The sequence below is a fragment of the Blastococcus sp. SYSU DS0616 genome, assembly GCF_054051015.1.
Genome location: NZ_JBJHAJ010000005.1, coordinates 190,149 through 210,330 on the forward strand (window position 1 = coordinate 190,149; position 20,182 = coordinate 210,330).

Genomic DNA, 20,182 nt, shown 5'->3' on the forward strand with positions numbered 1-20,182 from the left:
CGCTGTGCGGCCGTGCGCCGTATGCCGTGGCGACGTGCGCCTGGAGTCGATCCGTACCGATCCCGTCGATGGCTCACTGCTGGTGCCCTGGGCGCTGGCGCTGGCGCTGGCGCTGATGCTGATCGGGGCGTGGTCGCTGGCCCGCTTCGTCACCGACCGCCTCTGACCGTCGGCATCACGCACCGCGGCCCCCGACCTGGAGGAGGTCGGGGGCCGCGGCGTCAGCAGGCGAGATCAGATGTCGTAGTACATCGCGAACTCGTGCGGGTGCGGGCGGAGGCGGATCGGGTCGATCTCGTTCTCCCGCTTGTACTCGATCCACGTCTCGATCAGGTCGGGCGTGAAGACGCCGCCGTCGATGAGGTACTCGTGGTCGACCTCGAGCCGGTCGAGGACGGCGTCCAGGGACGCGGGCACCTTGTCGATGCCCAGGGCCTCCTCGGGCGGCAGCTCGTAGAGGTCCTTGTCCACCGGAGCCGGCGGCTCGATCTTGTTCTTGATGCCGTCGAGGCCGGCCATGAGCATCGCCGAGAAGGCGAGGTAGGGGTTGGCCGACGGGTCGGGCACGCGGAACTCGATGCGCTTGGCCTTGGGGTTGTCGCCCGAGATCGGGATGCGGCAGCAGGCCGAGCGGTTGCGGGCCGAGTAGACCAGGTTGATCGGGGCCTCGTAGCCGGGGACCAGGCGGTGGTAGCTGTTCACCGTCGGGTTGGTGAAGGCCAGCAGCGACGGGGCGTGGGCCAGCAGGCCACCGATGTAGTGGCGGGCGGTGTCGGACAGCCCGGCGTAGCCGGTCTCGGCGTGGAAGAGCGGCTGCCCGTCCTTCCAGAGGCTCTGGTGGCAGTGCATGCCCGAGCCGTTGTCGCCGAACAGCGGCTTGGGCATGAAGGTGGCGGTCTTGCCGGCGGCCCAGGCGGTGTTCTTCACGACGTACTTGAAGAGCATCAGGCTGTCGGCCGACCGCAGCAGCGTGTCGAACTTGTAGTTGATCTCCGCCTGCCCGCCGGTGCCCACCTCGTGGTGCCCGCGCTCGAGCTCGAGCCCGACACCGATGAGGTTCCGCATGATGTCGGCGCGCAGGTCGCTCTGCTGGTCGTAGGGCTCGACCGGGAAGTAGCCGCCCTTGGGGCGGGCCTTGTAGCCGCGGTTGGGGCTGCCGTCGAGCTCGGTGCGGGCCCCGGTTCGCCAGGAGCCCTCCTCCGAGTCGATGTGGTAGTACCCCTCGTTGATCGAGGTGTCGTACCGCACGGAGTCGAAGACGTAGAACTCCGCCTCGGGGCCGAAGTACGCGGTGTCGGCGATGCCGCTGGCGGCGAGGTAGGCCTCGGCCTTCTTCGCCACGTTCCGCGGGTCGCGGCTGTAGGCCTCACGCGTGATCGGGTCGTGGATGAAGAAGTTGACGTTCAGCGTCTTGTGCTTGCGGAACGGGTCCACGAACGCGCTGTTGGCGTCGGGCAGCAGCAGCATGTCCGACTCGTTGATCGCCTGGAACCCGCGGATCGAGGAGCCGTCGAAGCCGAGGCCCTCGCTGAACGTGTCCTCACCGAACGTCGATGCCGGGATGGTGAAGTGCTGCATGACGCCGGGCAGGTCGCAGAAGCGGACGTCGACGAACTCGACGTCGTTGTCGCGGATGTAGGCGGCGACCTCGTCGGGACTGGTGAACATCGATCCTCCGGGTGTGGGCGGACTGCCGGGCGACACGTTATGAGCGGGGAGTTGCCCCGCGGTGTCCCGAGTGTTTCGTGGCGGTAACAACGCCCTGGGCGTGTCGCGGGTCACGCGGCTCCCTGCGCGGTCCCGCTGCGGGCGTGCGAGCGCCGGGGGGCGGGGGGTACCGGTCATTACGCTGGCGGTCATGGTCAGTGATGCCGGACAACCCTCTCAGGCCCCCGCCCGCGGCGCCTCCCTGGGGTTGCCGTCCAGCGGACCCGGCTCGCTGGCGCCCTTCACCCGGCGGGTCGGCGGCTACCTCGTCGACGCCGTCGCCTCGGCGCTGATCGCCTGGGCGTTCACCGCCCCCGAGGGCCCGGGCAACTGGAGCCTGCTGGTCTTCGGCGTCCTGACCGTCGTCACCCTGGTGCTCTTCGGCCAGACCCCGGGGCACCGGGTGCTCGGCATGCGGCTGGCCCACCCGACGCCCGGCGCGCGGCTCGCGCCGTGGCGGGCCGTGGTCCGCACCGCTCTGCTGATGCTCCTCGTGCCGGCCCTGCTGGTCGACGCCGACGGCCGCGGCCTGCACGACCGGCTCACCGGCACGGCCGTCGTGCTCGACTGAACCCGTAACCCGGTGGACCGGTAGCGCCGGCGGACAGCACACTGCGCCGGTGATCGTCCGCCGCGAACGCCCCACCGACCACGCCGCCGTGGGTGCGCTGCACCGCTCGGCCTTCGCCACCGACCCCGCCACGGGCGCCGTCCGCGCCGCGGACGACGTCCCCGAGGCGCGGCTGGTCGACGCGCTCCGGAACGATCCGGGCTTCCTGCCGCACCTGTCCCTCGTCGCCGTGGACGGGGACGACGTGCTCGGCCACGTGATCGCGACCCGGGGATGGCTGGAGCCTTTCGGCACCTCGGTGCTCGGGCTCGGCCCACTCGGCGTGCACCCCGCCCGGCAGGGCCGCGGGGTCGGCACCGTGCTGGTGCACGCCCTCCTGGCCGTGGCCGAGGCGGCCGGCGAGCGGCTCGTCGCGCTGCTCGGCTCACCGGACTACTACCGGCGGTTCGGGTTCGCCCCGGCCGCCGACCTCGGGGTCACCGCGCCCGATCCCCGGTGGGGCGCGCACTTCCAGGCCAGGCACCTCGACGGCCCGCGGCTGCGGGGCACGTTCCGCTACGCCGCGCCGTTCGACCGGCTCTGACGGCCTCCCTGCAGGGAGGCCGTCAGCGGCGGCGGACCTGGCGCTGGCTGATCGACATCTGGCGGCCGCCCGGGAGCGGGCCACCGGGAACCGGCATCCGCGGCCCGCCCAGCGCGCTCATCCGCCGGCCCAGGGCGTTGACCTCGGCCGCGCTGAGGTTGCGCGGCAGCTTCATCACGTGGGTGCTGAGCTTCTTCAGCGGCACCTGTCCCTCGTCGTCGCCGATGGTGACGTCGTAGATCGGCGTGTCACCGACGACGCGGGCGATCTTCTTCTTCTCCTGCGCGATCAGGCCGCGCACCCGGCTCGGGGAGCCCTCGCCGACGAGCACGATCCCCGGCCGGCCGAGCACCCGGTGCACCGCGTCCATCTGCGGGGTGCCGGCGACCCCGGAGGTGACCCGCCAGTCGCCGCGCATGCCCTCGAGCACCCAGGCGGCCGCACCCGGCTGGCCCTCGACCTGGGTGTAGGCCGAGCGCTGGGCGCGACGGCCGAAGACGATGAGCGCCGCCAGGCCACCGAAGAGCAGCGCCAGCGGGATGAACAGGAACGGCGCGCTCAGCAGGATGCCGATCAGCTCGATCACTGCCGCGACCGCGACGAACCAGATCAGCATGATCCACGGCAGCTTCGGGTCGTTGCGCCGCGTCAGGGTGTAGGCCTGCTTGAGCATGCCGACCTGGCTGCGCACCTTCTTGAGGCGGCCGACCTTCGGCCGGCCGTTCTTGTCGAGCTTGGGGGCCTTGCCCGCCTTGCCCGAGCCGGCGGCCGAGGCACCCGAGCTCCGGCCACCGTCCTTCGGGGTGCGCCCGGCGCTGCCGCCCGGGGCGGTGGGGTCAGAGGACCTGCTGCGTGCCATGACCCCAGGATAGAAGAAGGACCCTCCTGCCCCCGACGCTCGCACGCTCGCGTCGGGACCCTGCAGCAGGGCCGCACCCGGGGTCAGCCCTGGGGGGTGAGCCCCCGCGCCTCGACCGCCTGCTGGTAGAGCCGCCCGGCGCGGTAGGAGCTGCGCACCAGTGGCCCGGCCAGGACACCCGGGAAGCCGATCTCCTCGGCGTCCTTCTGGAACTGCACGAACTCGTCGGGCTTGACCCACCGGACGACGGGGTGGTGCCGGGGCGAGGGGCGCAGGTACTGGGTGATGGTGAGCAGGTCGCACCCGGCGTCGTGCAGCGCCTGCATCGTCTCCACGACCTCGTGCGGCTCCTCGCCCATGCCGAGGATGAGGTTGGACTTGGTGACCAGCCCGGCCTCACGCGCCGCGGTGATGACCGCCAGCGAGCGCTCGAAGCGGAAGCCCGGGCGGATGCGCTTGAAGATCCGCGGCACCGTCTCCACGTTGTGCGCGAGCACCTCCGGCCGGGAGGAGAACACCTCGGCGAGCTGGTCGGGGTCGGCGTTGAAGTCCGGGATCAGCAGCTCGACACCGCAGCCGGGCAGCGCGGCGTGGATCTGCCGCACCGTCTCGGCGTACAGCCACGCGCCGCCGTCGGGCAGGTCGTCGCGGGCGACGCCGGTGACCGTGGCGTACTTCAGACCCATGGTCGCCACGCTCTCGGCCACCCGGCGCGGCTCGTCGGCGTCGAACTCGGCCGGCTTGCCGGTGTCGATCTGGCAGAAGTCGCACCGCCGGGTGCACTGGTCCCCACCGATGAGGAACGTCGCCTCCCGGTCCTCCCAGCACTCGTAGATGTTGGGGCAGCCGGCCTCCTCGCAGACCGTGTGCAGGCCCTCGCGGCGGACCAGCGACTTCAGCTCGGTGTACTCGGGCCCGGTCTTGAGCCGGGTCTTGATCCACTCGGGCTTGCGCTCGATCGGGACCTGGCTGTTGCGCACCTCGAGGCGCAGCAGCTTCCGGCCGGCGGGCTCGATCCGGGAGTCCTGGGCGGTGGTCGGTTCCGGGATCCTCGGCGGTGCCTCGCTCATGATCCCCACGGTACTCGCGAAGACGCCGCAGCCCCCGTCGCGCGAGGCGGCGGGGGCTGCGGCGGTGATCCGTCGTCGAGTAGCTCAGACCTGCTTGTCGTCCGGGCCGGCGGTCGGGCCGGCGTCCGAGCCGCCGCCCGAGGTGAAGGGCTTGGGCGCGTCGCTGCCGTTCTCCGTCGCGGCGTCGGGGCCGTCGCCCTCCACCAGCTGCGCGTCGCGGACGCCCATGTCGGACTCCGCCGGCGCCGAGTCGCTGGTCTGCGACGCGGTGGAGACGGTCTTGCCGGAGTTGCTGTCGGAACTGGGCACGGGGTCCTCTCGGTAGCTGGGCACCGGGCCGTCACCGGCAGGTGCGGGCGTCCACGCGTCGGCCTTCTTGCGCCGCAGCAGGACGAACGCGGCCGTACCCAGGGCGAGCACCGCGAACACCCAGGGCCAGCGCTTCGGCTCCGGCTGCACCCCGCCCCGCCGCTTGACGGTCGTCGCGGTGGCCTGGGCGGCCTTCTCGAACTCGCGGCGCTTCTTGCCGGCCTTCTTGCGGGCCTTCTTCGCCGTCTTCCGGGCCTTGCGGGTGGACTCGGCGGCCGCTGCGGCCACCTCGGCGCGCCGGGCGTCGAGCTCGCTGCGGGCGCTGTCCACCCCGGCGAGGAGCGTGCCGCGGGCGCTCTCCAGGGCCGGCGTCACCACGTCGCGGGCGGCCGTGACCCGTGGCGTGGTGTACGCCAGCGCCGCGGCCTGGGCCGCGGTCAGCCGCGGGGCGACGTCCTCGGTGAGCGCCCGCTGGGCCGCCCCGCGCGCCGCCTCCACCCGGGGGCCGAAGTCGGCCGCGGCCCGCGCGGCGGCCAGCTGTGCGGCGGTGAGCCGTGGTGCGGCGGCCTCCCGGGCCGCCTCCACCCGCGGGGTCAGGGCGTCACGGGCGGCCTCCACCCGGGGGCCGAGGGTGTCGCGCGCCGACGCGACGGCCGGCGCGGCCGCCGCCACCGCGGCAGCCATCTTGGGCGCCACGGCCCGCTGGGCCGCCTCCACGTGCGGGGTCAGTTGATCTGCGGCGGCGCGACCTGCCTCGGTCACCGCCGTTCCCAGGTGGGACAGGCCCTCCTGCACTTCCGCGCTGATGATTTCGCCGCGCGTCTTCTTGCGGAACACGAGCTGCACCTCCGAGTTGATCGTCTGGCGGTCATCCTGCCCGGTCCGGCCGGTGCCCACACCCCGAGGACGGAGGTGGGTGAGTGACGTGGCGGCGATCTGGTTACGGTCCGGCGGTGCAGTTGCGCATCTTCACCGAACCGCAGATGGGCGCCACCTACGACGACCTGCTGGCCGTCGCCCGGCGCACGGAGGACACCGGCTTCGACGCCTTCTTCCGGTCCGACCACTACCTGACCATGGGTGGGGACGGCCTGCCCGGCCCCACCGACGCCTGGATCACCCTGGCCGGGCTGGCCCGCGAGACCAGCCGGATCCGCCTCGGCACGCTCATGACCGCCGGCACGTTCCGCCTGCCCGGCCCGCTGGCGATCTCCGTCGCGCAGGTCGACCAGATGAGCGGGGGCCGGGTCGAGCTGGGCATCGGCTCGGGGTGGTTCGAGGCCGAGCACACCGCGTACGGCATCCCGTTCCCGCCGCTGGGGGAGCGCTTCGACCGGTACGAGGAGCAGCTCGCGGTCGTCACCGGGCTCTGGCGCGCGCCGGTGGGGGAGACGTTCGACTTCGCCGGGCGGTACTACCAGCTCTCGGGCTCCCCGGCCCTGCCCAAGCCGGTGCAGGACGGCGGCATCCCGGTGCTCGTCGGTGGCCGCGGCAAGCAGCGCACCCCGCGGCTGGCGGCCCGGTACGCGAGCGAGTTCAACGTGCCGTTCATGTCCGCCGCGGACAACGCCCGGTTGTTCGCCGGCGTCCGCGAGGCCTGCGACGAGGTGGGCCGCGACCCGTCGTCCCTGGTGTACAGCTCGGCGCTCGTGCTCTGCGTCGGCCGGGACGAGGCGGAGCTCGCTCGCCGGGCGGCGGCCATCGGCCGTGACGTGGACGAGTTGCGCGAGCACGGCGTCGCCGGCACGCCGGCCGAGGCCGTCGACGTGCTGGGCCGGTACGCCGAGGCCGGCGCGCAGCGGGTGTACCTGCAGGTGCTCGACCTCGCCGATCTCGACCACCTGGACCTGGTGGCGGCCGAGGTGGCACCGCAGTTGCGCTGAGCGGCCCGGCGAACACGCCTCTCGCCCGGGAGCTCGCCGCTCAGCCGGACGGTGCGACGTCGGCCTCGGCGACCGGTGGCCGAGGCGCCGGCACGTGCTCCCGTGCCTCCGGGACGTATTGCCGCACTCCGCCGCCGGCGCGCTTGGCGGCGTACATCGCCACGTCGGCGTGGCGCAGCAGCGCAGCGGGGTCGCCGGCGTCGCGGGGGGCCAGGGCGAGGCCGATGCTGACGCCCACCCGCACCGGCACGCCGGCGACGGTCACGGGCAGGCGCACGACCTCGGCCAGCCGCTCGGCGCAGTCGGGGGCGGTGCCGGGATCCGTGGCATCCAGCACCACCACGAACTCGTCCCCCCCGAGACGGGCCACCAGGTCGCCGGGGCGCAGCGCCGCGCGCAGCCGCTCGCCCAGCCGACGCAGCAGCTCGTCCCCTGCCTCGTGCCCGAGGCCGTCGTTGACCGCCTTGAACCCGTCGAGGTCCAGCAGCAGCAACCCGGTGGGCCTGGCGGCGCCGAGGTCGTCCGCCAGGCGGCGCATCAGGGACCGGCGGTTGGGCAGACCGGTCAGGTCGTCGGTGCCCGCCTGGCGCCGGGCCTCGTGCAGGGCCCGGCTCTCCGCGAAGGTCACCGTGCTGCGCAGGAGGAAGGCCGCCACGCAGGCCACGGCGCAGATCTCGCCGGGGCCGGTGCGGCCGTCGCCCCACTGGGCACCGAGCACCCCGAGCGAGCCCACCGCGCACGCCAGGGGGATGGCCAGCGACCGCCAGCGGACGCGGTGTTCCGGTACGTCGGAGGCGCGTCGGCGGGGCCGGGTCAGCGAGGCCCCGGCAGCGGTCAGGCTGGCGTTGACCATCCAGAGCAGGTCCAGCGGGCCGCCCGGGACGTACCCGCCGGACGCCTGCTCCCTGGCCAGCAGCAGGTCACCGGCGAACTTCACGGCCACGATCACGCAGACGATGGTGAGAACGAGGTCGGCCCGGTGCCCGATCATCGCCAGCACCGCGCCCACGAGCGCCAGCAGCAGCACGTCGGCGACCGGGTAGGCCAGGTTCACGGCCACGCCGAACCCGGACATGCCCGGGGCCCCGACCGCCGGGTCGAGGACCGTGACGGCGACCGCGGTGGCGCCCAGGGCACCGACCAGGCCATCGAGCCAGGTGCCGGGACGGGGGCGGGTGAGCCGGGCGTACACCATCAGCACCGGGGTCGCGAACAGCGCCGGGTAGGCGCCGAGCCAGAACGCGTCGGCGGCCGAGGGGAACGGCGGATCCGGGTTCCCGGCCAGCAGCAGCCGGTGAGTGAGGTCGCCGGCCAGGTTGAACAGCCAGGCGGCGGCCGCGGCCCACCAGACGAACCGTTCCGCGGGCACCCGCTGGGCCGCCCGCAGGCACACCGCGACCGCGAGCAGCGGGGCGCCGATGCCGAGCGCTCCCGAGTCGACGAGGTCGGCCGCCGGCGTCCCCGGAGCCTGCCACAGCCCCAGGGCGAACACAGCCGTGCAGACGAAGGTCGCCACCACCAGCCGCCACCCCGCGTCCGACCAGCCACTTCTCACCGTCTCGGCGCGACCTCGGGGCACGCGCGCACCTTGGCACACCGACGGCTCAGGGGGTGGCGAACCGCGGCCCGACGCGCGCATTCAGGTGCGAGCCCGTTCCCCGGCCGCGCGGGGGGCGGGTACCGCCTGGCGGGGCGGCGCGGTCCGGACGCGGTCGGCCAGCCAGGTGAGGAAGTCCCCGACCGGCATCGGCCGCGCGACGGCCCAGCCTTGGGCGACGTCGCAGCCCAGGCCGGCGAGCACGGCGGCCGTCTCGTCGTCCTCCACGCCCTCGGCGACGAGGCTGAGCCCGAGGTCGTGGGCCAGCGCCACGGTGTGCCGCACGATGGCCGTCGCCCGGTCGTCTCGACCCACGTCGTGGGTGAGGCTCCGGTCGAGCTTGAGCTCGTCGGCCGGGAGGTGCCGCAGGTAGGCCAGCGAGCTGTACCCGGTGCCGTAGTCGTCGATCGAGGTCCGGATGCCCAGCCGGCGCAGCTCGCCCAGCACCGTGCGGCCCCGGTCGGGATCGGCCATGAGGGTGTCCTCGACGAGCTCGAGGGTGAGCGCCCGGGCCGGCAGGCCGTGCGCCCGGAGCAGGCCGGACACGGTGGCCGGCAGGTCCGGATCGGTCACGTTGGCCGCCGACAGGTTCACCGACACGGGCACCGCCCGCTCCGGCCACCAGCGGGTCGCGGCAGCCAGCGCGAGGCCGAGGACCGTGTCGGTCAGCGGCCGCATCAGGCCGGCCTGCTCGGCGGCGGGCAGCACCACGGCCGGGGAGAGCAGACCGCGCACCGGGTGCTCCCACCGCACCAGCGCCTCGACGCCGACGACGTCCCCGCTGGCCAGGGAGACCTGGGGCTGCAGGTGGACCACGAGCTGCCCCTCGTCCAGGGCGGTGCGGAGGTCCTCCATGGTCCGGAGCCGGTCGCCGGAGCCGCTCGCCGGGTCCGGGACGTAGGAGCGCACCCCCTCGCGGGCGTTCTTGGCCGCGTACATCGCCACGTCGGCGCAGCGCAGCAGCTCGGTCACCGTGGCGGCCGGCACCGGGCCGGTGGCGATGCCGATGCTGACCCCGACGTGCAACCGGACCCCGTCGACGACGAACGGCTCGAGCACCCGGGCGCGCAGCCGGTCGGCGCGGGCGACGGCGTCGTCCAGACCGCAGCCCGGCAGCAGGACGGCGAACTCGTCCCCGCCCAGCCGCGCCAGAAGGTCGCCCGGCCCCAGCTCCGGGCAGAGGCGGGGGCCGACCATGCGGAGCAGGTCGTCGCCCGCGGCGTGCCCCAGGCTGTCGTTGACCTCCTTGAACCCGTCCAGGTCGAGCAGCAGCAGGGCCACCGGCCGGCCGGTGCCCGACCGGAGGGCGGTCCGCGCCCGCTCGAGCAGCTCACGCCGGTTGGGCAGGCCGGTGAGTTCGTCGGTGCGCGCCTGCTCGCGGATCTCGTGCAGCCCGCGCAGCTCCTGGACCGACATGGCCGTGCGCGCGAGGATCGCCAGCAGGCAGGTGACGGCGGCCCAGCCGGCGACACCGAGGGCGCCCGATCCCCAGGTGGAGACGAGCACCACCACGCTCATCACGCTCGAACCGAGGGGGACGAAGGCCACCCGCCAGCTCAGGCGTGCGACCGGATCGGCGTCCGCGGGCTCGATCCGGTCGGTGCGTCCCGCGACGTGCGCGGCCGCGGCGGCGAAGGCCGCACCGGACAGCCAGATCAGGGTCAGGGTGCTGTGCGGGGCGATCTCCCCGCGCACCGCCTGCTTCAGGTAGAGGGCGTCCGCGGTGAGGGTGCACAGCAGGCCGGCGACGAGCAGCACCAACGGCCAGTCGCGCCGGAACCCCATCACCGCGCAGACGGCCGACACGGCGGCCAGCAGCAGGGTGTCGGTGACCGGGTACAGCTGCACGACGGCGAACGGGCCGTCGGCCGGGCCGGCCGCGATCGACGGCAGCAGGGTGACGGCGAAGATGACCGCACCGCACGCCCCGGTCAGCGCGTCGAACCACATGCTGGGGTGCGTCGCGGTGACCCGGGACCGGACCACTCCCACCAGGGCCACGCCCATCGCCGGGTAGGCCGGTGCCCAGAGGGTCAGCAGCAACCACGTCGGCACGTCACCGAGCAGGGGGACGAACACGAGCGAGTAGAGGAGCGTGCTCGTCGCGGTGGCGGCGAACGCCACGGTGAGGGCGTTCCAGATCAGCCGGTCCGGCCCGCCACCTCGCGCGGTCCGCCGGCAGACCGCCGCCCCGAGCAGGTACACGGCGGTGTAGAGGACGAGGTCGTAGACGACGGTGACCGCGGTGCCGGGCGGGCGCCCGAACGCCCCGGTGGCGTAGGCCGCCACCACCCCGGCGCAGGCGAGCAGCAGCCCGCCGGTCGCGGGTGCGCGCCCACCACGGAGCTGCGTGTCTGGTCCGGCCACGGGGACGTCATCGGTACCGCACCGCCCGCGCCGCAGCCGGATCGCGCGCTTCCCCTCCAAGGGGGGAGGCCGCCGCGTGGCTCGCGGAGGCGCCCGGGCCGCGGCCCCGGCGCGCCGCGATAGCATCGGGCGCGTGACCGGGCGGCTCCTGCTTCGCCGGCCGTGCTGACCGCAGACCCCTCGGACAGCACGGCGACCCCTCCTGCGTGAGGGGTTTTTTGTTGCCCACCACCGGTACCGCACCGCCCGCACCACGATCCGGGAGCACGAGACGATGAGCCAGACCGACAGCCACAGCACCGAGGCCACGGGCGGCGGGGACATACCTCGGCACCGGTACACCCCGGCGCTGGCCCAGCGGATCGAGCTGGCCTGGCAGGACCGCTGGGAGGCCGAGGGCACCTTCCACACGCCCAACCCGGTCGGCCGGCTGAGCGGTGGCTTCGAGCGCGTCGCCGACCGGCCGAAGTTCTTCGCGATGGACATGTTCCCGTACCCCTCGGGCGCGGGCCTGCACGTCGGTCACCCGCTGGGCTACCTGGGCACCGACGTCACCAGCCGGTTCCGCCGCATGGACGGCGACAACGTGCTGCACCCGATGGGCTACGACGCCTTCGGGCTGCCCGCCGAGCAGTACGCCGTGCAGACCGGGCAGCACCCGCGCATCACCACCGAGGCGAACATCGCCGCGATCAAGGCGCAGCTGCGCCGGCTGGGGGTCGACCACGACCAGCGGCGCACCTTCGCCACGATCGACCCGGGCTACTACAAGTGGACCCAGTGGATCTTCCTGCAGATCTTCGGTTCCTGGTTCGACGAGGCCGCCGGGAAGGCGCGGCGGATCGAGGAGCTGGTGGCCGAGCTGGACGCCGGCACCCGTGAGCCGGCCGCGGGGACGAATCCGTACGGCCGCCCCTGGGCCGAGCTGGACGAGGTGGAGAAGGGTGCCGTCGTCGACGCGCACCGGCTCGCCTACCTGAACGAGGCGCCGGTCAACTGGTGCCCGGGCCTGGGCACCGTGCTGTCGAACGAGGAGGTCACGCCCGACGGGCGTTCCGAGCGCGGCAACTTCCCGGTCTTCCGGCGGCCGCTGAAGCAGTGGATGATGCGGATCACCGCCTACGCCGACCGGTTGCTGGCCGACCTGGACCGGCTGGACTGGTCGGACTCCCTGAAGCTGATGCAGCGCAACTGGATCGGCCGCTCCACCGGCGCCCGGATCCGGTTCGCCGCCGGGTCGCAGACCATCGACGTCTTCACCACCCGGCCGGACACCCTGTTCGGCGCCACCTACATGGTGCTGGCGCCCGAGCACCCGCTGGTCGAGCAGCTGACCGCGGACGCCTGGCCCGCGGGCACCGACCCGCGGTGGACCGGCGGTGCGGCCACCCCGGCCGAGGCGGTGCGCGACTACCAGCGGCAGGCCTCGCGGCGCTCGGAGCTGGACCGCCAGGACGCCGGCCGGGAGAAGACGGGTGTCTGGCTGGGCGCCACCGCCGTCAACCCGGTGAACGGACGCGAGCTGCCGGTGTTCATCGCCGACTACGTGCTGACCGGCTACGGCACCGGCGCGATCATGGCGGTGCCGGGCGAGGACCAGCGGGACTGGGAGTTCGCACGGAAGTTCGGCCTGGAGATCGTGCCGACCGTCGAGCGGCCGGAAGGCTTCGACGACGACAGCGGCGCGTACACGGGCCCCGGACGGATGATCAACTCGGCCAACGACGAGATCTCGCTGGACGGCCTGGACAAGGCCGACGCCATCGCCCGGGTCACCGACTGGCTGGTGCAGCACGGGTACGGCGAGGCCACCACCACCTACAAGCTGCGCGACTGGCTGTTCAGCCGGCAGCGCTACTGGGGGGAGCCGTTCCCGATCGTCTACGACGAGCACGACCGGCCGGTCGCCGTCCCCGAGTCGATGCTGCCCGTGCTGCTGCCCGAGGTCGACGACTACTCGCCCAAGACCTTCGCCGACGACGACGCGGACTCCGCCCCGGAGCCGCCGCTGTCGCGCGCCGGCGACTGGACCACCGTCGAGCTCGACCTCGGCGACGGCCCGAAGAAGTACCGCCGTGAGACCAACACGATGCCCAACTGGGCAGGGTCGTGCTGGTACTACCTGCGCTACCTCGACCCGGGCGACGACAGCCGGATGGTCGACCCGGAGCTGGAGCGGTACTGGATGGGCCCGCGGGAGCCGGGTGACACCGGCGGCGTCGACCTGTACGTGGGCGGCGTGGAGCACGCGGTGCTGCACCTGCTGTACGCCCGCTTCTGGCACAAGGTGCTGCACGACCTGGGGTACGTCTCCAGCGAGGAGCCGTTCCGCCGGCTGGTCAACCAGGGCTACATCTCGGCCTACGCCTACACCGACGAGCGCGGGTTCTACGTGCCGGCCGCCGACGTGGAGGAGAAGGACGGCCGGTTCTTCTACGAGGGCAAGCCGGTCAACCGCGAGTACGGGAAGATCGGCAAGAGCCTGAAGAACATGGTGACGCCGGACGAGATGATCGGCGCCTACGGTGCGGACACCTTCCGCGTCTACGAGATGTCGACCGGCCCGCTGGAGCAGTCGCGGCCGTGGGAGACCAAGGCCGTCGTCGGTTCGCAGCGCCTGCTGCAGCGCATCTGGCGGGTCGTGGTGGACGAGGAGACCGGCCGGGTGCGGGTCGACGACGTCGAGCCGGCCGAGGAGACGCTGCGCGCGCTGCACAAGGCGATCGACGGCGTCCGCGACGGCTACGCCACCCTGCGGTTCAACATCGCGATCGCCCGCGTCACCGAGCTGACCAACCACCTCACCCAGGCCTACGGCGCCGACCGGCCGGTGCCGCGTTCGGTGGCCGAGCCGTTGGTGCTGATGGTCGCCCCGCTGGCGCCGCACCTGGCCGAGGAGCTGTGGTCGCGGCTGGGCCACGAGGGCTCGTCGGCGTGGGCGCCGTTCCCGGTGGCCGACGAGCGCTGGCTGGTCGAGGACACCGTGCAGGTCGCCGTGCAGGTGAACGGCAAGGTGCGGTCGCAGGTGACGGTGCCGGCCGATGCCGACGCCGCGGCCCTGGAGGCGGCGGCGCGGTCCGACGAGAAGATCGCCGGCTACCTGGACGGCGCGACGATCCGCCGCGTCGTCGCCGTCCCCGGCCGGCTGGTCAACTTCGTCCTGGGCTGAGGTTCCAGCCCGTCACCGCGGGGAAGAGTGCGCCGGCTCCTCAGGAGCCGGCGTGCTTGCCCGCTTCCCAGCCCGCGTCCCGCAGGTGGTCGGCGGCCCAGGCCAGCGGCGATCGCTCCAGCTCGGTGGCCATGGTGTCGTTCCACCGGTTGAGGAAGCCGAAGTTCGCGATGACGGCGACGATCTCGACGACCTGGTCGTCGTCGAAGTGCCGGCGCAGGTCGGCCACTTCCTCGTCGGTCACGGCGTTCGGCGTCACCCCGGCGCCCCGGGCCACGCGCAGGGCGGCCCGCTCGCCGTCGGTGAAGAGGGGGCTGGACTCGAACTCCCAGACGGCGGCGAGCTTGGCGGCGTCGGCGCCCCGCTTCTCGGCCACGTGGGCGGTGTGGGCCTGGCAGTACGCGCAGCCGGCGGCGCCGGAGACGACGGTCGCGACCAGCTGCTTGAGCACGCCGCCGACCGTGCCCTCGGCCATGACCACCGTGTTGAGGTGGGCGAAGGCCTCCATGACCTCGGGCCGGCGGGCCATGGTCAGCGTGCTGTTGGGGAGGACGCCCAGCGCGGCCTCCACGGCGCGGAAGGTCTCCTCGTACTGCGGCAGCGACTCGCGCGCCAGCGGCTCGATCCTGGGCATGGCGGCTCCTCCTCGGGACGGAGCCTTACCTTAGCGCTGAGATACCGCTGGGCGCCGACCGTGCCGAAGTGGCTAGCGCGCCGCCGCGGCCCCAGCGGTGGAGAGGGCGGCGCGCATCGCGCTCTCGACCGGCGGCAGCGCGTCGGCCACCGTCACGTCGCGCCCCAGCTCGGCCGACAGCGACGTCACGCCGGCGTCGGGGATGCCGCACGGGATCATGTTGGCGAAGAACGACAGGTCGGGGTCGCAGTTGAGCGCGAAGCCGTGCATCGTCACGCCGCGGGCGACCCGGATGCCGATCGCCGCGACCTTGCGCTCGGGCCGGTGGGTCGCGGGGTCGGCGGGCAGCCACACCCCGCTGCGCCCCTCGACCCGCCCGGCGTCCACCCCGAACCCGGCGCACACGTCGATGAGCGCGCCCTCCAGCCGCCGCACGTAGGCGACGACGTCGACCGGATCGGGCAGCGCGACGATCGGGTAGCCGACCAGTTGGCCCGGTCCGTGCCAGGTGATCTTGCCGCCGCGGTCCACGTCGACGACGGGGGTCCCGTCGAACGGTCGTTCGTGCGCCTCGGTGCGCCGGCCGGCCGTGTAGACGGACGGGTGCTCCAGCAGCAGCATCGTGTCCGGGATGTCGCCGGCGACCCGCCGGGCGTGCAGTTCGCGTTGCGTCTCCCAGGCCTCCTCGTAGGGCACGGTCCCGGCGCGCACCACCCGCAGTTCGGTCACGCCACCAGCCTAGGCCCCGTCCCGAGGCTCGTCCCGAGCATGCGAGGGGGAGGAGGACGGGGTCCTTCTAGAGGCGGCGCGGTTCGAGCCGGGTCTCCACCGCCGTGCCGTCCGGGCCGCGTTCCACCCGGTAGGCGGCGGCGCCGGGGCGGTCGCTCACGACCTCGACGAGCTCGGTCCCGCGGTACACCAGCCCCGCGCCGTCGTCGGTGGCATGGCCCGCTGGCAGCGTGCCGTCGGCGACCAGGCGGTGGTAGAGCGGGCGGCGCTGTTCCTCGGAGTCGTAGTGGACGCCGTTGCTGGTGGGGATCAGCCCGAGTCCGTTCGTGACCGGCCGGAGGTCGGGACCGTAGGAGTCGGTGGTCCCGCCCACGTGCCAGCACAGCGACCCGGCCGACACCCCGGCCAGCACGACGCCGGCCCGCCACGCCTCGCGGAAAACCTCGTCCAGCCCGTGCACCCGCCACACGGCGAGCAGGTTCGCCACGCTCCCGCCACCCACCCACACCACGTCCTGCGCGAGCAGGTGCGCGCGCAGGTCGGCGACCGTGGGCATCGGGAACAGGCTCAGGTGGCTGACCTGCACGGAGCTGCCGGCGAACGCGCCGTAGACGCCGGCGACCCGTGCCGGGTCGTCGCCGGTGGCGGTGCCGAGGTAGCACAGGCGCGGGCGCTCGGGGCGCCCGGCGAGCTCGGCGGCGAGGTCGAAGACCGGTCCGGGCCGCCAGTCGGTGGGGCCGCGGCCGCGCGGGGTGAAGCCCATGCTGGTCGCCACGATCGTCGGTGCCGACGCGGGCATCAGGGAGCTCCTCCGGACGGGGCCGGGCGCAGGCGGCGCAGCACGGCGCGGGCGGCGCGGGCACCGCTGGCCATCGCGCCCTGGATGGACGGGGTGTCCCGGTGGTCACCGCAGACGTACAGGCCCTCGCCGAGGTCGACCGGCCGGCGCAGCCGCAGCGGCGGGAGCGCCGCCGGTTGCGCCCCCGGCACGGTGACCGACGTCAGGTGCTCCAGGTCCGACGGCGCGACCCCGTGCGCCGCCGCGATCTCGCCGCGCACCTCGTCCTCCCGGCTCCGCGCGAGGGTGGAGCTGGCGACGAGCGCCCGGTCGTCGGGGCTGTAGCGCGGCTGGGCGTCGGAGAGCACGGCGCTGTTCACCAGCCGGCCCCGGGGCTGCCCGAGCACGATCAGCGGGGCGGGCCAGGGGGAGTCGGGGAGCACGTGCAGGTGGGTGGTGACCTCCCGAGGCGCGTCGGCCTCGACGGTGGGGAGCAGCCGCGACGCCGTGGCCGGATCGGTCGCGACGACGACGGCGTCGGCCGCCCAGCTGCCCGCGCCGGTGGACGCGGAGCCTGGCGACACCGAGCGCACCGGCGTGTGCAGGTGCAGCCGCCCGGCACCCAGGCGCCCCGCCAGCTGCTCGCCGACCGCCTGCATCCCGGCCGCCGGCAGCCCGATCGAGCCTCGGACGAAGCTGCGCCACAGCAGGTGCAGGTACCGGCTGGAGGTGACGAGCTCGTCCTCCAGGAGCACCCCGGCCAGGAAGGGGCGCAGGAACCGCTCCAGGGCGGCGTCCCCGACGCCGGCCGCGCGGAGAGCCTGCTCCGCCGAGTCCTCCGGCGCCCGCAGCAGGCGGCCGACGGGGGAGTACCCGGCGCGGAGCGAGTAGGCCACCAGCGCCGCCTTCTCCCGCGGGGAGCCCAGCGGCGCCGCTGCGGTGCCGACGACCGAGGCCGGCCGGCGGCGCGGATCGACCACCTGGTGCGCCCGTCCGGCCACGCGGATCACCGCGCCCCGCTCGAACCAGCCGAGGTCCAGCGCGTCGAGGTCGAGGTCGGCCGCCCTCGGGTAGCCGGTGTTGAGCACCTGGAAGCCACGGTCGACGACGAAGCCGTCGATGCGCTCGGTCGCCAGCCGCCCGCCCGCGTGCCCCCCGGACTCCAGCACGTGCACGTCCAGGCCGGCGGCGGCCAGCCGGGTGGCGGCGGACAACCCGGCCAGGCCGGCCCCGACGACGAGGACCTCCGCCCGCAGCGACGTGGACACCGCCCGACGGTATCCGTCGCCGGGGAGCCGTGCGGGCGCGCCCGGGGGCTGTGGACGACCGCGGCGCCGGCGACCCGACTGCGCCTACGGTCCTCCCTCGTGACCACCGCCGTTCCGCCCGCGGCACCGGGGGCTGCGCAGCCACCCGCGGTGCCTGGCTACGTGCTGCAGACCCTGCTCGGCCGCGGCGCGTCGGGGGAGGTGTGGCAGGCGGTGCCCCGGGAGGGCGGGGAGCCGGTGGCGGTGAAGGTCCTGGTGGCCGGGGACCCCGCGCGCCAGGCGCGCGAGGCCGTGCTGCTGGGCCGGCTGGACCACCCGCACCTGGTCCGGTTGATCGAGGTGGTGCACCAGCCCCGGCGCGGCGGCGGGTCGCGGGTCGCGCTGGTGCTCGAGCTGCTCGGTGGGGGCAGCCTCGCCGCGCTGCTCGCCCGGCGCGGCCGGCTCCGGCCCGGTGAGGTGGTGACGGCGATCGCGCCGGTGGCCGCGGCTCTGGCGCACGCCCACGACCACGGAGTGGTGCACGGCGACCTGGCGCCGGGGAACATCGTGTTCACCGGTGACGGGCGGCCGGTGCTCACCGACCTCGGGGTGGCCCGGGTGCTGGGGGAGACGGCGGCGGCCGAGGTCACCCCGGCCTACGTCGACCCGGCGGTGGCCCGTGGCGTCGCGCCGGGTCCCGCCTCCGACGTCTTCGGCGCCGCGGCGGCGGCCTTCCACGCGCTCACCGGCATCGCCCCGTGGAACGCCGCGACCCCCGCCGGCGCCCTCGTCGTGGCCGCGACCGGGCAGCTGCCCGACCTGACCGAGCTGGCTCCGGAGGCGCCGCCCCGACTCGTCGAGGTCATCGCCCGAGGTCTCGCCGCCGATCCGCACGACCGCGGCACCGCGGCGGAGTTCGCGCGCGACCTGCGGCACGCCTGCCGGGCGGAGCCCGTGGCGCTGGGGGCCGTGGCCGGGGGCGGCCACGGCCGCCCCGACGTGCGCTCCGCGGTCACCCACGTGGTGCCGGGGCGCCGTCCCGGTCCCGGGCCGGTCGCCGTCGAGCCGTCGACGCGGCGACGGCGGTTCCGGCCTCCCGGCGTCGGCGTGGCAGCGGTGACCCGTGGGCTGCTCGCCACGGCGCTCGTGCTGGCGGCGCTCGCCGTCACCGCCTGGCTCGGTACGCGCTGGGGGAGTGACGCCGACCTGCCGCGCGCGGCCGCCGCCGGGTCGTCGGCCCCGGACTCCCGTGCGGCAGCCCCGCCGTCTCCCGCCGTGGAGGAGCGACCGCTGCCCGGGCCCGTGGTCCCCGAGACCGCCGGCGACTGGACGGCGCTGGTCAGCGAGCTCTACGCCCGGCGCGCCGAGGGGCTCAGCGGCAGCCCGGCCCTGCTGCGGGCCGTGCACGTGATCAACAGCCCGCTGCTGGCCGCGGACGAGGAGCACGCGCGCGCGCTGGCCGCGGCCGGTGAGGCGCTGAGCGGTTTCGCGCCGGTGGTCGACGACGTCACCGTCGTCGAGTCCTCGGACTTCCGGGCGGAACTGCTGCTGACCGACAGCTGGCCCGGCTACCGCGTGGTGCCCGCCGACCGAGCGGACGGCCCGGCGCTGCGCACGGTTCCCGGCCGACCCGAGGCCCAGGTGCGGATGGTCCTCGTCCGCACCCCGGAGGGCTGGCGGATCGAGAGCGCCGAACGCCTGGCCTGATCCCGCCGGCCGGGTCAGTCCCGGGCCACCGCGGCGCGCAGCGCGGCGTCGACGTCCCCGTGGGTGAACCGGAAACCGGCCTCGGTCAGCCGGCCGGGGACTGCGCGCTGACCCGCCAGCACGCCCACCCGGGCGAACTCCCCGAGCACCACCCACAGCGCCGGGCCGGGCACCGGCAGCACGGTCGGCCGGTGCAGGACCCGGCCCAGCGCGGCGGTGAACTCGGCGTTCGTGACCGGCGCGGGGCCGCACAGGTTGACCGGCCCCGGGACGGCGTGGGTGAGCAGGAACCGGATCGCGCCGACCTCGTCCTCCTGGCTGATCCAGGGCACGTACTGCCGGCCCGAGCCCAGCCGCCCGCCCAGCCCGGCGCGGAACAGCGGCAGCATCCGCGCGAGCAGGCCACCGCGGCCGAGGACCAGCCCCGTGCGCAGGGTGGTCACGCGCACCCCGGCGTCGGCGGCCGGCGCGGTCGCGCCCTCCCACGCCACGCAGACGCGGGCGAGGAAGTCGTCGCCGGCCGGGTCGGACTCGTCGACGACGCGGTCACCGGTGTCGCCGTACCAGCCGACGCCCGAGGCGTTCAGCAGCACCCGGGGGCGGTCGGGGTCGGCGGCGACGGCGTCCCGCAGGGCCTCGCCCAGCGTGGCGGTGCTGTCGACCCGGCTGCCGAGGACCGCCTGCTTGTGCCGTTCGTTCCAGCGCCGGTCGCCCACTCCCACACCGGCGAGGTTGACGACGGCGTCGACGTCCCGCAGCAGCGCCGGGTCGATCCGCCGGTGCTGCGGGTCCCAGCGGTGTTCCTCGGCCGTCCGCGGGGTGCGGCGGACCAGCTGGATCACTTCGTGGCCGTCGGCGCGCAGCGCGGGCAGCAGCGCGCCGCCGATCATCCCGGAGGCACCGGCCACGGCGATCTTCACGGACGCTCCTGGGGAGGCAGGCCGCGGCGGACCCCGTGCCGGGGTCCGCCGC

17 protein-coding genes are annotated in these 20,182 nt (G+C 74.6%); 6 read left to right on the forward strand and 11 right to left on the reverse strand.

Annotation, left to right across the window (positions count from 1 at the left end; genetic code table 11):
* The first annotated feature begins 34 nt into the window (after window positions 1-34).
* Window positions 35-166 carry a hypothetical protein gene (locus ACI79K_RS05910; RefSeq protein ID WP_456599206.1) on the forward strand — a complete coding sequence of 44 codons (132 nt, stop codon included), beginning with the start codon at window positions 35-37 and terminating at the stop codon, window positions 164-166.
* Window positions 167-234: 68 nt separating this feature from the next.
* Here ACI79K_RS05910 and glnA read toward each other — a convergent pair whose 3' ends face one another.
* Window positions 235-1,668, reverse strand: a complete 1,434-nt coding sequence (gene glnA / locus ACI79K_RS05915; protein ID WP_456589049.1) for a type I glutamate--ammonia ligase — start codon at window positions 1,666-1,668, stop codon at window positions 235-237.
* Between the two features lie 190 nt (window positions 1,669-1,858).
* Between glnA and ACI79K_RS05920 the strand changes: the two genes are divergently transcribed.
* On the forward strand, window positions 1,859-2,278 hold the full coding sequence (locus ACI79K_RS05920; protein WP_456589050.1) for an RDD family protein: 420 nt from the start codon (window positions 1,859-1,861) through the stop codon (window positions 2,276-2,278).
* A gap of 49 nt (window positions 2,279-2,327) precedes the next feature.
* The gene (locus tag ACI79K_RS05925; RefSeq protein ID WP_456599207.1) at window positions 2,328-2,861 is read left to right on the forward strand and encodes a GNAT family N-acetyltransferase; all 534 of its coding nucleotides are present in this window, start codon (window positions 2,328-2,330) and stop codon (window positions 2,859-2,861) included.
* Window positions 2,862-2,883: 22 nt separating this feature from the next.
* Here the strand turns inward: ACI79K_RS05925 and ACI79K_RS05930 are convergent, their stop codons facing one another.
* The 3 genes from ACI79K_RS05930 to ACI79K_RS05940 form a co-directional block, all read right to left on the reverse strand.
* The gene (locus ACI79K_RS05930) at window positions 2,884-3,720 is read right to left on the reverse strand and encodes a DUF4191 domain-containing protein (protein ID WP_456589052.1); all 837 of its coding nucleotides are present in this window, start codon (window positions 3,718-3,720) and stop codon (window positions 2,884-2,886) included.
* An 83-nt stretch (window positions 3,721-3,803) separates the two neighbouring features.
* A complete protein-coding gene (gene lipA / locus ACI79K_RS05935; RefSeq protein WP_456597629.1) occupies window positions 3,804-4,790 on the reverse strand; it encodes a lipoyl synthase in 987 nt (328 codons plus the stop codon).
* Between the two features lie 84 nt (window positions 4,791-4,874).
* Window positions 4,875-5,996 carry a hypothetical protein gene (locus ACI79K_RS05940; protein WP_456589054.1) on the reverse strand — a complete coding sequence of 374 codons (1,122 nt, stop codon included), beginning with the start codon at window positions 5,994-5,996 and terminating at the stop codon, window positions 4,875-4,877.
* A gap of 56 nt (window positions 5,997-6,052) precedes the next feature.
* Here ACI79K_RS05940 and ACI79K_RS05945 point away from each other — a divergent pair, with 56 nt between their 5' ends.
* Window positions 6,053-6,982: an LLM class F420-dependent oxidoreductase gene (locus ACI79K_RS05945; RefSeq protein ID WP_456589055.1), complete on the forward strand. Its 930-nt coding sequence runs from the start codon at window positions 6,053-6,055 to the stop codon at window positions 6,980-6,982.
* A gap of 40 nt (window positions 6,983-7,022) precedes the next feature.
* Here the strand turns inward: ACI79K_RS05945 and ACI79K_RS05950 are convergent, their stop codons facing one another.
* Window positions 7,023-8,561 (reverse strand): diguanylate cyclase domain-containing protein, encoded by a 1,539-nt coding sequence (locus ACI79K_RS05950; RefSeq protein ID WP_456599208.1) that lies wholly within the window; start codon window positions 8,559-8,561, stop codon window positions 7,023-7,025.
* Between the two features lie 60 nt (window positions 8,562-8,621).
* A complete protein-coding gene (locus tag ACI79K_RS05955) occupies window positions 8,622-10,946 on the reverse strand; it encodes a putative bifunctional diguanylate cyclase/phosphodiesterase (RefSeq protein WP_456599209.1) in 2,325 nt (774 codons plus the stop codon).
* A 274-nt stretch (window positions 10,947-11,220) separates the two neighbouring features.
* Here ACI79K_RS05955 and leuS point away from each other — a divergent pair, with 274 nt between their 5' ends.
* Window positions 11,221-14,115, forward strand: a complete 2,895-nt coding sequence (leuS, locus tag ACI79K_RS05960) for a leucine--tRNA ligase (protein ID WP_456599210.1) — start codon at window positions 11,221-11,223, stop codon at window positions 14,113-14,115.
* A gap of 40 nt (window positions 14,116-14,155) precedes the next feature.
* On the opposite strand, the gene ACI79K_RS05965 is transcribed toward leuS, so the two are convergent.
* The 4 genes from ACI79K_RS05965 to ACI79K_RS05980 all read right to left on the reverse strand — a co-directional run bounded on the left by ACI79K_RS05965 (window position 14,156) and on the right by ACI79K_RS05980 (window position 17,524).
* Window positions 14,156-14,749, reverse strand: a complete 594-nt coding sequence (locus tag ACI79K_RS05965; RefSeq protein WP_456599211.1) for a carboxymuconolactone decarboxylase family protein — start codon at window positions 14,747-14,749, stop codon at window positions 14,156-14,158.
* A gap of 72 nt (window positions 14,750-14,821) precedes the next feature.
* On the reverse strand, window positions 14,822-15,478 hold the full coding sequence (lipB, locus tag ACI79K_RS05970; protein WP_456599212.1) for a lipoyl(octanoyl) transferase LipB: 657 nt from the start codon (window positions 15,476-15,478) through the stop codon (window positions 14,822-14,824).
* Between the two features lie 67 nt (window positions 15,479-15,545).
* The gene (locus tag ACI79K_RS05975) at window positions 15,546-16,277 is read right to left on the reverse strand and encodes a Type 1 glutamine amidotransferase-like domain-containing protein (RefSeq protein WP_456599213.1); all 732 of its coding nucleotides are present in this window, start codon (window positions 16,275-16,277) and stop codon (window positions 15,546-15,548) included.
* Window positions 16,277-17,524, reverse strand: coding sequence for an FAD-dependent oxidoreductase (locus ACI79K_RS05980; RefSeq protein ID WP_456599214.1), 1,248 nt, complete (start codon window positions 17,522-17,524; stop codon window positions 16,277-16,279). The genes ACI79K_RS05975 and ACI79K_RS05980 overlap by 1 nt, the downstream gene beginning before the upstream one ends.
* Before the next feature lie 99 nt (window positions 17,525-17,623).
* Between ACI79K_RS05980 and ACI79K_RS05985 the strand changes: the two genes are divergently transcribed.
* Window positions 17,624-19,210: a protein kinase domain-containing protein gene (locus ACI79K_RS05985; RefSeq protein ID WP_456599215.1), complete on the forward strand. Its 1,587-nt coding sequence runs from the start codon at window positions 17,624-17,626 to the stop codon at window positions 19,208-19,210.
* 14 nt (window positions 19,211-19,224) lie between these two features.
* Here ACI79K_RS05985 and ACI79K_RS05990 read toward each other — a convergent pair whose 3' ends face one another.
* Window positions 19,225-20,130, reverse strand: a complete 906-nt coding sequence (locus ACI79K_RS05990; RefSeq protein WP_456599216.1) for a TIGR01777 family oxidoreductase — start codon at window positions 20,128-20,130, stop codon at window positions 19,225-19,227.
* Window positions 20,131-20,182 lie beyond the last annotated feature (52 nt).

Bases quoted from the DNA above. Each gene is read 5' to 3' on its own strand.
- glnA (WP_456589049.1), bottom strand. From the start codon at position 1,668: ATGTTCACCAGTCCCGACGAGGTCGCCGCCTACATCCGCGACAACGAC.
- ACI79K_RS05920 (WP_456589050.1), top strand. From the start codon at position 1,859: ATGGTCAGTGATGCCGGACAACCCTCTCAGGCCCCCGCCCGCGGCGCC.
- ACI79K_RS05930 (WP_456589052.1), bottom strand. From the start codon at position 3,720: ATGGCACGCAGCAGGTCCTCTGACCCCACCGCCCCGGGCGGCAGCGCC.
- lipA (WP_456597629.1), bottom strand. From the start codon at position 4,790: ATGAGCGAGGCACCGCCGAGGATCCCGGAACCGACCACCGCCCAGGAC.
- leuS (WP_456599210.1), top strand. From the start codon at position 11,221: ATGAGCCAGACCGACAGCCACAGCACCGAGGCCACGGGCGGCGGGGAC.
- ACI79K_RS05965 (WP_456599211.1), bottom strand. From the start codon at position 14,749: ATGCCCAGGATCGAGCCGCTGGCGCGCGAGTCGCTGCCGCAGTACGAG.
- ACI79K_RS05975 (WP_456599213.1), bottom strand. From the start codon at position 16,277: ATGCCCGCGTCGGCACCGACGATCGTGGCGACCAGCATGGGCTTCACC.